13 protein-coding genes are annotated in these 13466 nt (G+C 50.1%); 4 read left to right on the top strand and 9 right to left on the bottom strand.

From position 1 onward, the window contains the following. Positions 1-208: 208 nt before the first annotated feature. Complete coding sequence (locus R3187_RS16380) at positions 209-712, bottom strand: hypothetical protein (protein ID WP_318968139.1); 504 nt, start codon at positions 710-712, stop codon at positions 209-211. A 52-nt stretch (positions 713-764) separates the two neighbouring features. Here R3187_RS16380 and R3187_RS16385 point away from each other — a divergent pair, with 52 nt between their 5' ends. The 4 genes from R3187_RS16385 to R3187_RS16400 all read left to right on the top strand — a co-directional run bounded on the left by R3187_RS16385 (position 765) and on the right by R3187_RS16400 (position 5142). Then, a complete protein-coding gene (locus tag R3187_RS16385) occupies positions 765-1790 on the top strand; it encodes a hydrolase (RefSeq protein ID WP_318968140.1) in 1026 nt (341 codons plus the stop codon). Further along, positions 1787-2023 carry a YheU family protein gene (locus R3187_RS16390; RefSeq protein WP_290618402.1) on the top strand — a complete coding sequence of 79 codons (237 nt, stop codon included), beginning with the start codon at positions 1787-1789 and terminating at the stop codon, positions 2021-2023. Before R3187_RS16385 ends, R3187_RS16390 begins: the two co-directional genes overlap by 4 nt. Positions 2024-2128: 105 nt before the next feature. Next, positions 2129-3979: a choice-of-anchor I family protein gene (locus R3187_RS16395; RefSeq protein WP_318968141.1), complete on the top strand. Its 1851-nt coding sequence runs from the start codon at positions 2129-2131 to the stop codon at positions 3977-3979. A 140-nt stretch (positions 3980-4119) separates the two neighbouring features. Further along, positions 4120-5142, top strand: coding sequence for a CNNM domain-containing protein (locus R3187_RS16400; protein ID WP_318968142.1), 1023 nt, complete (start codon positions 4120-4122; stop codon positions 5140-5142). 10 nt (positions 5143-5152) lie between these two features. Here the strand turns inward: R3187_RS16400 and R3187_RS16405 are convergent, their stop codons facing one another. The 8 genes from R3187_RS16405 to nudE form a co-directional block, all read right to left on the bottom strand. Then, positions 5153-6295: a hypothetical protein gene (locus R3187_RS16405; protein ID WP_318968143.1), complete on the bottom strand. Its 1143-nt coding sequence runs from the start codon at positions 6293-6295 to the stop codon at positions 5153-5155. A gap of 120 nt (positions 6296-6415) precedes the next feature. Next, on the bottom strand, positions 6416-8161 hold the full coding sequence (locus tag R3187_RS16410; protein WP_318968144.1) for a flotillin family protein: 1746 nt from the start codon (positions 8159-8161) through the stop codon (positions 6416-6418). Between the two features lie 35 nt (positions 8162-8196). Beyond that, the gene (locus tag R3187_RS16415; protein WP_318968145.1) at positions 8197-8880 is read right to left on the bottom strand and encodes a YqiJ family protein; all 684 of its coding nucleotides are present in this window, start codon (positions 8878-8880) and stop codon (positions 8197-8199) included. Continuing rightward, a complete protein-coding gene (locus tag R3187_RS16420; RefSeq protein WP_318968146.1) occupies positions 8880-9548 on the bottom strand; it encodes a PspA/IM30 family protein in 669 nt (222 codons plus the stop codon). Before R3187_RS16420 ends, R3187_RS16415 begins: the two co-directional genes overlap by 1 nt. Then, positions 9548-10054 (bottom strand): hypothetical protein, encoded by a 507-nt coding sequence (locus tag R3187_RS16425; RefSeq protein ID WP_318968147.1) that lies wholly within the window; start codon positions 10052-10054, stop codon positions 9548-9550. The genes R3187_RS16420 and R3187_RS16425 overlap by 1 nt, the downstream gene beginning before the upstream one ends. Positions 10055-10223: 169 nt before the next feature. Beyond that, positions 10224-11822 carry a phosphoenolpyruvate carboxykinase (ATP) gene (gene pckA, locus R3187_RS16430; protein WP_318968148.1) on the bottom strand — a complete coding sequence of 533 codons (1599 nt, stop codon included), beginning with the start codon at positions 11820-11822 and terminating at the stop codon, positions 10224-10226. A gap of 214 nt (positions 11823-12036) precedes the next feature. Further along, a complete protein-coding gene (gene cysQ, locus R3187_RS16435) occupies positions 12037-12867 on the bottom strand; it encodes a 3'(2'),5'-bisphosphate nucleotidase CysQ (RefSeq protein ID WP_318968149.1) in 831 nt (276 codons plus the stop codon). Next, complete coding sequence (gene nudE, locus R3187_RS16440) at positions 12845-13432, bottom strand: ADP compounds hydrolase NudE (RefSeq protein WP_318968150.1); 588 nt, start codon at positions 13430-13432, stop codon at positions 12845-12847. Before nudE ends, cysQ begins: the two co-directional genes overlap by 23 nt. Positions 13433-13466: the final 34 nt, after the last annotated feature.

The following is a 13466-nucleotide window of genomic DNA, read 5'->3' on the forward strand; positions in this document are numbered from 1 at the left end:
TCCACAAACGTGATTTCCAAGGCGGCGAAGTGTGGATTTCCTTGTACCCGAGCCATACACAAAACCCAGGTTTACGTTAAAGCTTGCAGTCTGCAACGCCCGCTGTGCTCGCCACAGCAACTCGCGGTCGCTTACGCGACCACTCAGACACTCTGTGGCTGCGCATCGGGGTTCCACCCTGCCGCTATTCAAATTAGGTCTTAACATTTTACCGAAACCTTGGCGCAGTATAAGCCAGCGCCTGCCAGTGCTTAGGCTGGCCATAGTACGCACCATAAAGCAACTCGCGCAGGCCATGATAAGCCTGCTGCAATAAGGCAAGATAACTGTCACGCCAGCTATCCAGCAGTGCCAGCCGCTGTTGTACCGTTAATTCTTCCAGCTGACTGACGTGGCCGGTCATGCCCAGCCGGCTGATCCGGTTGGCTAACAGATTAAACAGCTGGAACATCTGCTGCTGTTGGCGCAGTGGTAAAAACGGCAGAAAATCATTAACGGCCGCTTTAGTGCGCTCAAGTTCAGTCGCCGCCAGGGTCGCATCTTCAGGTAAAGCCCCGTACAATAGCGCCGGTAACACAGCCGACAGCACTAAGTCCTGGTTACTTGTATCCGGGCTCAGGCTCTGCTGCCAGCCATACCAACTGATGGTGGCACCTAAACTGGCTGCAGCAGCAAGCGCGATACCGGATAAAATAAATTGCCGCCGATCCATAGTGCTGTACCAGAAGTAGAATTTAAGCCATTGTTTATCAGGATACGCGCATTTGCAAGCTCAGCTCAGACCAGTACCGCAGCAGCACGCTCAGTCATACAACCAGCCGCCTTTTCAACCCGCCTGGTGGTTACGCCATGCCCATCTGCAAACGGTGTTTGCCAAATATTTAAGCCCGAAACACCTTATCAACACCGAAGCTGAAATATTCAGTCTGCCAGATGGTGATGAGCTGCAACTTAACTGGTTGCCTGCCGATAATGCGACAGACACCACCCCGCTGCTGCTGTTGTTGCATGGCCTGGCTGGCGATATCAACAGCCATTATATTCAGGCGATGCTGGCACAGTGTCAGACATTAGCGTGGAGTGCCGTAATGCTGCATTTTCGCGGCTGCAATGGTAAACCGAATAAATTGCCCCGGGCCTATCACAGTGGTGACACCGCAGATGTGGCGCTGGTAATAAAAGAAATAACCCGGCGCTACCCTGGCCGGCCGCTGGTGGCCATAGGTTATTCGCTTGGCGGCAATGTGCTTTTAAAATACTGTGGCGAGCAGGCTGCTGACAACCCGCTGGCAGCTGCCATCGCAGTTTGCCCGCCGCTGTCGTTATCTGCATGCGCCAAACGGATTAACACCGGCAGCAGCAAGTTATACCAGCGCTATTTACTGGGCAGGTTAAAACGCAGCACCTTATTAAAACTGCAGCAATTTACCGAGTTCCCGCTGCCGTTAACGCCGGAAAAAGTTCAGGGGTTTGCCAGCATTGAGCAGTTTGACGAGCACTATACTGCGCCAATCCATGGTTTTTTAAACGCACAGGATTACTATCAAAAAGCCAGCGCTAAGGCCTATTTAAAGCATATTGCAATCCCCACCCTGATTATTCACGCCAACGACGATCCTTTTTTAAGTGATGAAGTGATCCCGCAGCCAGCGGAGCTGAATAATCACATTCATTATGAACTGACCCGCGGTGGCGGCCATGTCGGCTTTGTTTATGGCAGCCCGTTAAAACCTAAGTTCTGGCTTAGCCAGCGTATTCCGGCCTTTATAAAGCAGCAATTAATCTTATGATCATTCCATACCACGAACTGGATCAGGATACTCTGAATAACCTGATTGAATATTATGTGCTGCGTGAAGGCACCGATTATGGCGAGCAGGAAATCTCACTCGCAGAAAAAGTAACTGCAGTAAAACGCCAGCTGAAAACAGGCGAGGTCGTTATTGTTTATTCAGAGCTGCACGAAACGGTAAACCTGATGCCGAAGCAGCATTTTTTGCAACAGCAAGCTGAGCAGCCGTAGCGCGTCATAAAAAGATCATCCTTTTTTCATGTAACTGTCATAGCCACCGCTGACACTGATTTATTAATAGTTGTTACTTTTAATAATAAAATCAGGGATATCGGCATGTTAAAACGTTCACTACTTACCTTAAGTATTATTACTATTTTAGCTGGCTGCTCGCTTGATGGCGACGATGGTGCAGCGGGCGCTGCCGGGCCAGCCGGCCCAACCGGAGGCACCGGGCCCAGTGGTCAGCCAGGAAAAAACCTGCCACGCGATTTGAACATTGAGGTTGTCGGCCGCTTTAACACCGGTATTTACGGTAAATCTGCTGCTGAGATCGTCCAGTTTCACAAACCATCAAACTCCGCATTTGCAATAAACGCCGCGGCTAATCAGATTGAAGTGATTAACTTAACCAACCTGCCTGTTGCTGCTGTTGGCAATGGGATTACCGATGACAGTTTAACGTCAGTACCCTTTACTTTTGCCGATACTGCCACCGTTAAAAACGAAGCCGGTGCCGATGTAAGTGTGGCGCTGGGAGAGGCCAATTCCATTGCCATTTTTGGCGATATGCTGGCAATTGCAGTGGCGGCGCCGGTAAAAACCAGCAATGGGGTAGTACTGTTTTACAACCTGGATGCAACCGGCAACGGCAGTTTTGTTAAGGCCGTAGCAGTAGGCGCCCTGCCAGATATGCTGACCTTTACTCCGGATGGCAGTAAGGTACTGGTAGCCAACGAAGGGGAACCTGATACTGACTATCTGGTTGACCCGCAAGGCAGTATCTCAGTAATTAATATGACCGATGGCGTTGCAGCCGATCTGGCTCAGACGATCAATTTCAGCAGTGATATGGTATTCAGCTCCGACTTGCTTGCTGCCAGTGACTACGACACAGATGCCAAACGCAAAAGCTTATTAATGAAGGCCGGGGTTAAATTTGCCAGCCCGGCAGGCACCACAGTGGCTCAGGAACTGGAGCCGGAATATATTACGGTTGCCGCCGATAGCAAAAAAGCCTGGGTGTCACTGCAGGAAAGTAACGCCATTGGCATTATCGACCTGACAGATATGACCATTGAAGTTAAAGCACTGGGCTTAAAAGACTGGGGCCAGTACCTGATTGACTACACCAACGAAGATGAAGTGGCCTCTTTTGCCACATTAGCTAACGTCTATGGCATGTATCAGCCCGACAGCATCGCCTCGTATCAGTGGAATGGTGCAACCTTTATTGTTTCAGCCAACGAGGGTGATTCAAGAGACTGGGATGCGTATTCGGAAGATATCCGCGCCGCTGATATTATCGACCCGGATGAACTGAATAAAACATTCAGCACTGAGTTGCAGGCCCTGTATGACGCCACTGGCGGTGATGATGGTTTAGGCCGTTTAAAAGTCACCGCAGCGCTGGTTGACCCGGACAACGATGGTATTGTCGACAAACTGTATGCTTATGGCGGGCGTTCATTCTCTATCTGGGATCAAAATATCAACATGGTATATGATTCCGGTGACGATTTTGGTCGCATCTCAGCCGCTATTCTCGGCAACAACTTTAACAGTGCCCACACCGAAAACAAAGGTGATAACCGCTCTGATGATAAAGGGGGCGAGCCGGAAGCTATTGACGTTGGCATAATCGAAGACCGGACCTACGCCTTTATCGCGCAGGAGCGCAGCGGTGATTTATTCGTGTATGATGTCACCAATCCGTTCCAGGCCCAGTTTGTCAGCCATTATATTAACCGCGATTTCAGTGCAGACTTTGAACTGGACGACGATTTGGCCGATCCCTGTGACCCTGCTGAAGGGTTGGATTGCACTGAAGTACCGCTGGCCGGCGATCTTGGCCCGGAAAGTATTAAATTTGTGCCATCAGCAGACAGCCCGAATGGCAACCCATTGCTGATTATCGGTAACGAAGTGAGCGGCTCGGTAACGGTATATCAGGTTACAGAGTTATAAACTCATTCCATTATATGCAGGTTAAGTTTGCTTAACCGACAGTCTGAACAGCGAGCCGGCTTTTTAGCGGCTCGCTTTTTTATTTAGGCCATTTTATACTGCCGCTTCTTTAACAAAACGGAGTGTTGTAACCAACCTGTATGAGCCTGTTAATTGCGTTTGCAGTTTTATCGATAGCCGTATCTTTTATTTGCTCCATTCTGGAAGCAGCATTGCTCTCCGTCACTCCGAGTTATATTGCTCAGCAGAAGCAACAGAACCCGAAACTATATGAAAAACTTAAAGTATTAAAAGATAAAATTGATCAGCCGCTGGCAGCGATTTTAACCCTGAATACTGTCGCTCATACCGTTGGCGCCACTGGCGTCGGCGCGCAGGTAACGCTGGTATTTGGTGATGGCTATCTGGGCATTGCTTCTGCGGTAATGACCCTGCTTATTTTAGTGTTGTCAGAGATTATTCCAAAAACCATCGGTGCCCGTTACTGGCCGGCACTGGCACCAATGCTGCCGGTTATATTAAAAATTATGATCACTGTGCTGCGGCCTTTTATCTGGCTGTCAGACCAACTAATGAAGTTATTCGGTGGCGTTAGCCATGAGCCCGATCTTCGCCAGGAAATTAAAGCGCTGACTGTGCTCGGCCGGGAGATGAACAAACTGGACGAAGATGAACAGCGGGTTATTGCTAATATTCTCGACCTGCATGATTTTAAAGTACGCGATATTATGACCCCGCGTACTGTCTGTGAAAGTGCCAGCCCGGACGAGCCATTAACGCAATTTACTGAGCGGGTAAAAGTGGGACAGTTCTCGCGCTACCCGGTGCTGGATAAAGATGAGTCACCGCTGGGTATCGTGTTTCGCTATGATCTGCTGAATATTACTGATCAACAGGTGGTGGCAGACATCATGAAGCCGGTTAAAGTTATCCCGGATAAAATGAATGCCGAGCATTTAATGACCCAGTTAATGCATGAGCGCCAGCATATGTGTCTGGTGTATGATGAATATGGCAGCTGGCTTGGTCTGGTGACAATGGAAGACGTAATTGAAACCATTATCGGCCAGCCAATCATGGATGAAACCGATGATATTCCCAATATGCGCCGCTTTGCCAAAAGGCGCTGGGAGCACCGACTGAAAAACCTGTCGGATGAATAACTGACTGTTTTTACTGCGCCGGCAGCTTTAAAAAGTAGGCTGGCTGGCGCGGGTTATTCAGCAGCACAAAGCCATCCTGAGCTTTAACATAAGCAAACCGACCAAAGGTACCGTGGCGTACCTGGGGTCCCGGATCACCCTTTATTTCAATACCGCGCCAGCTCAGGCTGGCCAGGTCAAACTGATACAGCTTGCCATCGCCCGGCCAGGCGTAAAAGTGACCATCCTTACTGTTGTAGCTTAAACCCGGTGCCGGAAACTGGTTAATAAATTCCGCATCGCCTTTTAACGGCAAAACCGTCCTTCTATAACCTGACGTTGGGTTTAAATCATAAATTATCTGTTTTTTCTGCCCTATTATCAGCATTTTGCGATTATCAGGGTCAATTGCCGCATTAACCCCTAACCCAAGGCCACCTTTATCATTCAGCTTTTTATAAATGCCGCCCTCCGGCTGATACTGATAACTGTATAATGCTGATCTGTCATGCACAAAAACCAGGCCGGTTTTACTGTCATAAGCAGCCACTACCCCAAAGGCGCCGCGCGGAATATCACCACTGACGGCATCTTTTTGCCAACGTTTGGCATCAGGGTCAAATAGCCATGTATTCGGATCTGCACCACCAGAATGTCTGCCTGCCAGCGCACCAGAAAATGCCCACAACAACCCCTGGTTACTAAGAAATGCCAGGCCATCGTAAGTATGGCGGGAATTAGGCTGGCTGCCGTCAAAGGGGGCCAGTTCTGTCAGCCTGGGTATTTTTTCCGGATCCGCCGGTTGCGCCGGCTCGGTCAGCCGTTGTAACTCACCACTGATAGCATCAAGCTGATAAACCTCATTGCCATAGTAGTCATTGTGACCGCCGCCCCACAGATACAGCCGGCCGCTGTTCTGATCCAGCGCGCCGCCACCCCAGGCGAACACCACATTATGACAGTAATCAGCAAACGGATAGTCGTATAAATCGTTAGCCGGGCAATGATCGACCAGCGTCGTGTCAGTTATCGGCTGCCAGCCGGAACTATATTGTTGCGTACTGTCTGAGTGACCATTGGTTAAATTGTCAGCTTCAGGCTGGCCGAATAACAGCGCCACGGATAATAGCGCCAGACCAGTACTTGCGGTAAATATCAGCTTAGACAGTTTCATTGGCACCTCCTGCGTCTGCTAGCCAGCAAATTGCTGTCAGTAACCTTAGCACAAGAGAATAACCTGAAACTGAATTGAAACAGGCCGCAACTGCGGCCTGTTATACCGTTTAAATTAGCATTACTGTTTTAACGGTGCTTGCAGCGCTTCTGTCATACCATTGATATCACCGGCTTTTAAGCCAATCTCTGATAGCAGTGAGTCCAGAATAGGTGCCTGAGCCCGGTAACGCAGTGCGCTGTTTACCACCTGATCGGCCAGTGAACCATTGCCTGCCTCGCCGCTACCTGCCTCTCCGCTATTGCCACCACCCTGGTTGCCCATACCGTTAACCTGCAAAATCTTAATGTCGCTGATTTGCTCCATCGGTTTAACGCTCTGTGCAATAATTTCCGGTAATTGCTCAATCAGCGCCAACCGGATCTGCATGGCAATCTGATCAACCGACAACATATTGGCTGCAGCATTAATCGCTTTCTTACCTTCGGCATCTACTTCGTAGCTACGCGCTTTAGCGTCTGCTAATAGCAGTTCAGCATCGGCCTGACCTTTGGCGGTTAACCGCTCTTTATCCGCTTCACCCTGTGCGGCAACCCGCATCGCCTCAGCCTGGTCTTCCGCTGCTTTTTTATCGGCTTCTGCTGCCACCATCAACTGTATTGCTTCTTTTTCTGCAAGCTGGCGCGCCATTATCAAATCAACCTGCTTTGCCCGTTCAGCCTGCTCGGTCTGACGCACAGTAATAACGCCCTCTTCCTGCTTCACTGCCAATGCCCGTGCTTTATCTGCTTCTGCTTTCGCTTCAGACTCGGCCCGTGACTTCTCGGCGACGGCTATCGATTTTTCCTGTGTTGCCAGTTCAACCGCTTTTTGCCGCTCAATCTCAGCCTGTTCCACTGCCCGTTGCTTGGCAATATCCATTTCCCGCACTGCCCGGTCTTTCTGGATATTTTCGTTGTCGATATCCCGCTCTGACATAATGCGTTTTAAATCAATTTCGCGTTGCGAGGCAATTTGAGCTTCCTCCGCTTCCCGCTTTTTCTCCGCCTGTTCGCGGGCAATTTCTGCCATTTGCGACGCGCGGCGAATAGAGACTTCCCGCTCCTGCTCTAAACGGGCATATTCTTCTTCCCGCGAAATATTCAGCTTGGCCCGCTCTGCTTCCAGGTTTTTGGTTTTAATTGCTAAATCTGTTTCCTGCTCGATGTCGTTGCGAATTTTACGCCGTGACTCGATAGCCTGGGTCAGCTTAGTTAAACCTTCAGCATCAAAGGCATTTTGCGGATTAAAGTGCTCGAACGCTGTTTGATCCAGCCCGGTTAATGACACCGACTCCAGCTCCAGACCGTTTTTCAATAAGTCTTCTGATACCACATGTTGTACTTTCTGGACAAAATCGACCCGCTTTTCATGCAATTCCTCCATTGCCATTTCAGCAGCAACAGAGCGTAACGCATCAACAAATTTACCTTCAACCAGTTCTTTCAGCTCCGCAGGGTTCATTGTTTTTAAACCCAGGGTCTGGGCTGCATTGGCAATGGCATCGACCGTTGGTTTTACCCGGACATAAAACTCAGCCGTCACATCTGCCCGCATCCGGTCCCGGGTGATCAGCGCCTGTTCATTGGCGCGGCGCACTTCCAGGCGCAGCGTGTTCATATTTACCGGAATAATTTCATGTAGCACCGGCAGCACAATAGCACCGCCGTTCATTATCACTTTTTCACCACGAAAACCGGTACGTACAAAGGAAATTTCTTTGGTCGCTCTTTTATATAAGCGCGCCAGAATCATTCCCAGCACCAGCAACCCAACCAGTGCTACCCCGGCGATAATTAAAATATCTACCAAATTCATTGCCAACATTTACTGCTCCTTTTGAAAAATGTCTTTCCGTTTAATTAAGACCGGTTTGGGTCCTGATCTGATAAATGAGGATTAGCATTCCTGATCCCCTTATAAACTGCGCCCTGGCGGGACAACAATAATACTTCTGTGCCCTGCTCAAACTCGTCGCCTTCAATATCGGGCTCCAGTTGCAGGTAATGGCTGTAGCCATGCTGGTCTTTTACCCGGGCTTCAGCCGGATAGCGATAACGGGCGGTTCCCAAAGTGATTACCGCGATCCTGCCCAGCAGGCTGTCCCCGGTCACTGCAGTGGTTTCATCCCGCGGCATAACAGCCTGCAGCACACCACCGCCAAACCGGACAACCGGTAAACTAATTAAAAATACAACAGGCACTGCCAGCCAGCCCGGCGCCAGGCTGCCAGTCACAGAATGAAGCAGGCCCTGCAACAATAAGCCGGCAAGGCCAAAGCTAAGTAAGAAAATCACCAGTAACATCAGGATCGGTACTTCGCCAATCCGCAACCAGCCCAGAAAACGACTAAGCGCGGAATCAGCGTCGACTGAACCAACTTCGGCATGCGGGCTAATTTCTGACTCAGGCAGCAGGCTCTCGAGAGCTGAGGACACTCCGGCGCCAAAAAGTGCTGCTACACCTTCCAGTACCGCGATCATCAACATCAGAACCAGAGCAATACTGAACACCAGATTTTCACTGGCCAGCGCCAGACTCAGCATCAGCTTTTACCGGCCTTCAGGGCTGCTAATCGTTCAGCTACCCGGTTTTTTCGGGCCAGCTCTTCCAGCTCTGCTAATTTGCCGGCATTGCCAAGAGCCGTATCCCGCCCGGCAACACCAGATGCCTTTTCCAGCACCCGGCCGAATGCATCGCTAGCCCGCTCTGCTTTGTCGGTGGCATTGTCAGCGTTTTTACTGCCAACGGCTGTCGCGCTGTTCTTTGCTGTCTGTGATTGGACAAAAGCAGTTAACTCAGCCTTCATTTCGCGCTTTTTCGCCTGCAAGGCCTGAATAAAGCCTTCCAGTTCTTTTTCGCGGTTCGCGCAATCACTGATTGAGGCTTCCAGCACCGGAATGCGGGCTTCAATATCCATTTGCTGGGCAATACCAGCTTCAGCTAAATCATCCCGGCCATTGGCCACGGCCACATCCAGCTGCCCCGCCAGCAGCTCATAGCGGCTGTTCTCTTCCATTAACTTTTTACTGGCCAGGTGCTTTTGGGCAACCTGCTGCCCCAATTCGGCACGGGTATCGGCAATTGCAGCATCCAGCTCGCGAATGGCCTGTTCCATTACAGCTTCCGGCGCACTACTTTCTACCGCATCAACTAACGCATTAACACTGCCGCTAACTAACCGGGCTACCCGGCGGGTAATACTCTCGCTCATCACTGCTCTCCTTGTATTGCCATTCTGTGTTCATTAATTAATGTTGCCAGCGCGAATAAACCCCGCTGTAATTCCTGGTCATTACTATCGCTCTCGGTTATTGCCAGTGGCAGCAATAACTCATTTAACCGGTAAATTTTCTGCAAAACATTGTGTTCTGTTTGCTGCAGCTCCCGCACATTCATTTGCGGACATCGGGCCGCCATCGTTTGCAATGTTGCCAGTAAATCGGGTAAGGCATCCAGCACCCGTACCACTGGCTCTGCCTGCTGATTAAGCTGCTGCTGCCGGATCAGCAACTGGCGTTTCATCTGCCCCAGCCACTCCTGCATTTGCGCCAGATTGTGGCCATAGTCTGGATAACTGGCATGTTTACGGCGGGTTTCTGCCAGCAGCGCCCGCAACTTGTCAGAAGGCGTATGAGCTCCATCGTATTCCAGTGTGCTGATAAACTCGGCATCTTCAATACTTATCCGGGCACTGAATGGCACCGTTTTGCTGCTCATTTTCCACTCCCTGTTATTGGCTGCTTTGTGTTCAATTCGCACTCAGTGTATTCAATTGAATTCAAAAGTAAACATTTAAATTGAGAATATTGATAAATAATTAACGAATTTGCTTTATAAACAAAAAAGCCAACCCGAAGGTTGGCTTTTATTTACAAAGATGAGGGGGTTACAGCTGCGGGCCTGCAGCCACTAAAGCCTTGCCTTCGGCATTGTCGGTAAACTTGGCGAAGTTATCGACAAAGCGTTTGGCTAAATCTTTTGCCTTTACGTCCCAGTCTGCCGGGTTGCTGTAAGTCGCGCGCGGATCCAGAATACCGTCTTCCACACCGGGCAAATGCTTCGGCATTGCCAGATTAAAGTACGGCAGCTGCACAAACTCAGCATTTTCGATACTGCCATCCAGAATAGCATCGATAATAGCGCGGGTGGCTTTAATGGAAATCCGCTTACCCGTGCCATTCCAGCCGGTATTGACCAGATACGCTTCAGCGCCAGATGCCGCCATTCGTTTGCCTAATACTTCAGCATACTGTGTCGGGTGCAGGCTTAAAAAGGCCGCGCCAAAACAGCTGGAGAAGGTTGGGGTAGGCTCAGTAATGCCGCGCTCGGTCCCGGCCAGTTTAGCGGTAAAACCCGATAAAAAGTGATACTTGGCCTGCTCTTCAGTCAGCTTTGATACCGGCGGTAACACACCAAAGGCATCTGCCGTTAAGAAAATGACTTTTTTGGCATGGCCGGCTTTCGAAACCGGGGTAACGATATTATCGATATGATAAATCGGATAAGACACCCGGGTATTCTCGGTTTTTGAACCATCGTCAAAATCAATCGTGCCATCAGCTGCCACACTGACGTTTTCCAGCAGCGCATCCCGGCGGATTGCGTGATAAATATCCGGCTCGTTTTCTTCTGATAAATTGATGGTCTTGGCGTAACAGCCGCCTTCAAAGTTAAATACGCCGTCATCATCCCAACCGTGCTCATCATCGCCAATCAGCTGGCGTTTTGGATCGGTGGAAAGGGTGGTTTTACCGGTTCCTGACAAGCCAAAAAATACCGCAACGTCACCGTCTTTACCAACGTTGGCAGAACAGTGCATCGACGCGATGCCCTGCAGTGGTAAAAAGTAGTTCATCATCGAGAACATACCTTTCTTCATTTCGCCGCCATACCAGGTGCCGCCAATCAGCTGCATCCGCTCGGTCAGGTTAAATGCCACAAAATTCTCTGAATTTAACCCCTGCTGCTGCCAGTTCGGGTTGGTACATTTAGCGCCATTCATGACGATAAAGTCTGGTTTATAGCTTTTCAGCTCTTCGTCAGTCGGCCGGATAAACATGTTTTTAACGAAATGCGCCTGCCAGGCTACTTCGGTAATAAAGCGCACCGCTAAGCGGGTATCGGCGTTGGCGCCACAGTAAGTATCGACTACAAATAGACGCTTGCCCGATAGCTGGTTAGTCACCAGCGACTTTAAATCAGCCCATACTTCCGTGCTAATCGCTTTGTTGTCGTTTTTACCCTGATCTGACCACCACACCGTATCGCGGGTGGTGTCGTCACGAACAATATATTTATCTTTCGGGGAGCGGCCGGTGAAGATACCGGTATCAACCGAAACCGCGCCCAGCTTGGTCAGTTTGCCTTGCTCATAACCTTGCAGATCGCTGCGGGTTTCTTCCGCAAACAATAAGTCATATGACGGGTTATAAACGATTTCCGTGACATCTGTAATGCCGTATTGGCCCAGATCCAGATCGGACATGATGTAACTCCTAAGGGTACTGTAGGTAAGGGTGCAGTCTCTAGCGGACTTATTAATTATGTTATTTTTTGGGCAACAGCCTGGTTTTTGTCCAAAAAATACCCGTGTATCTTAGCGTTTTCAGCAGAAAAAAGATAGTTGAGAATGGCGCTAAAACTGCAGTAAACCGCGTGCTGTATGGCCTATAGCAAAGTTATGCAAAATAAATGGTTGGTTATGAGGTAAGAAGCCTGGTAGTCGGCTTCGCCTGGATCAGTTCCCGCCACGGCAACTCTGCCTGACCAATTACCATAAAATCGGGGTTGGCAAGGGTTTCCCGCTGGTTGTAGCTCAGCGGCGCAAACTGACTGTCGAGAATTTTACCGCCGGCTTCTTCGACAATAATATGCACCGCGCCAGTGTCCCATTCCCCGGTCGGACCAAGTCGCAGATAACAATCTGCTTTGCCCTCAGCAACCAGACAACTTTTCAGGGAACAACTGCCAAGCGGAATATACTCGACTGTCTGGCGCTCGCTCAGCAAAGATACAATAGGTTGTAACGGCTGGCGCCGGCTTACCGCAATTCGCAACACCTCGCCTTGCTGATGCTGATGGACCTGCATCCGGTTGATTAAATTGCGCTGCTGTTTAAATGCCCCATGGCCGCGACTGGCATAATACAGGATATCTTCTTTCGGCCAGTATATTACTCCCAACGCCGGCCAGCCATGTTCTACCAGGGCGATACTGACGGCGAAATCGCCGCTGCGGGCAACAAACTCCTGAGTGCCGTCCATTGGATCGATCAGCCAGTAGCGTGGCCAGTGCTGACGTTGTGCTAACGGGATGATGGTGGTTTCTTCTGAAATTATCGGGATATCCGGGGTTAAATCAGACAAGCGGTCGATAATCATGGCGTTGGCTGCAAGATCTGCCGTTGTAACCGGACTGGTATCGGCTTTTTGTTCAGCGACAAAATCGCCGCTCTGATACAGCTGCCACAAATGCTGGCCAGCTTCGCGGGCAGTCTGTTTTACACTCTCAAGCAGTTTGCTTAAAAACATCCGGATTAGCTTCCAGGTATTGCTGTGCCAGTAACAGGGCGGCCACGCTCCTTGCTTCGGTAAAGTCTACCTGTTGTAATAACAGATCACTGTCACCGCGCGCCCAACTGATTAGTTCCAGCGGTTCAGGTTCATCTCCCTCTTGCTGCTCGGGATATAAATCGAATGCCATAACTATATGCATTGTAGCATTAAAATATCCCGGCGCGAGCGCCAGAGACTTTAACGGTACAAAACGGCCGGCGCCAAAGCCAATTTCTTCTTTTAATTCCCGGTTCGCCGCCGCCAGCACATCTTCACCCGGATCGATCAAGCCTTTGGGGAACCCCAGCTGATAATCATGGGTGCCGGCACTGTATTCACGGATCAGGTAAAAATGGTCGGGATCGGGACAGGCAACAATCATCACTGCGCCGCGGCCAGAGCCACGCATCCGCTCATAAACCCGCTCTGCACCGTTGCTGAAACGCAACTGCAGTTGCTCAATTTTAAATAATCTGCTTTGGGCCACGATTTCCTGCGCCAGAATTTCCGGTACCTGTTTGCTCGTATGGCGCTGCGTCATCACTTGCCCTCTGTTACAATCTGCTGAGGCTACT

Origin of the sequence: Arsukibacterium sp., assembly GCF_033721375.1 — a bacterium.
In the GTDB taxonomy this organism is placed as follows: Bacteria; Pseudomonadota; Gammaproteobacteria; order Enterobacterales; family Alteromonadaceae; genus Alishewanella.

Bases quoted from the DNA above. Each gene is read 5' to 3' on its own strand.
- R3187_RS16395 (WP_318968141.1), top strand. From the start codon at position 2,129: ATGTTAAAACGTTCACTACTTACCTTAAGTATTATTACTATTTTAGCT.
- R3187_RS16415 (WP_318968145.1), bottom strand. From the start codon at position 8,880: ATGCTGAGTCTGGCGCTGGCCAGTGAAAATCTGGTGTTCAGTATTGCT.
- R3187_RS16380 (WP_318968139.1), bottom strand. From the start codon at position 712: ATGGATCGGCGGCAATTTATTTTATCCGGTATCGCGCTTGCTGCTGCA.
- R3187_RS16425 (WP_318968147.1), bottom strand. From the start codon at position 10,054: ATGAGCAGCAAAACGGTGCCATTCAGTGCCCGGATAAGTATTGAAGAT.
- pckA (WP_318968148.1), bottom strand. From the start codon at position 11,822: ATGTCCGATCTGGATCTGGGCCAATACGGCATTACAGATGTCACGGAA.
- cysQ (WP_318968149.1), bottom strand. From the start codon at position 12,867: ATGTTTTTAAGCAAACTGCTTGAGAGTGTAAAACAGACTGCCCGCGAA.
- R3187_RS16405 (WP_318968143.1), bottom strand. From the start codon at position 6,295: ATGAAACTGTCTAAGCTGATATTTACCGCAAGTACTGGTCTGGCGCTA.
- R3187_RS16400 (WP_318968142.1), top strand. From the start codon at position 4,120: ATGAGCCTGTTAATTGCGTTTGCAGTTTTATCGATAGCCGTATCTTTT.
- nudE (WP_318968150.1), bottom strand. From the start codon at position 13,432: ATGACGCAGCGCCATACGAGCAAACAGGTACCGGAAATTCTGGCGCAG.
- R3187_RS16420 (WP_318968146.1), bottom strand. From the start codon at position 9,548: ATGAGCGAGAGTATTACCCGCCGGGTAGCCCGGTTAGTTAGCGGCAGT.
- R3187_RS16410 (WP_318968144.1), bottom strand. From the start codon at position 8,161: ATGTTGGCAATGAATTTGGTAGATATTTTAATTATCGCCGGGGTAGCA.
- R3187_RS16390 (WP_290618402.1), top strand. From the start codon at position 1,787: ATGATCATTCCATACCACGAACTGGATCAGGATACTCTGAATAACCTG.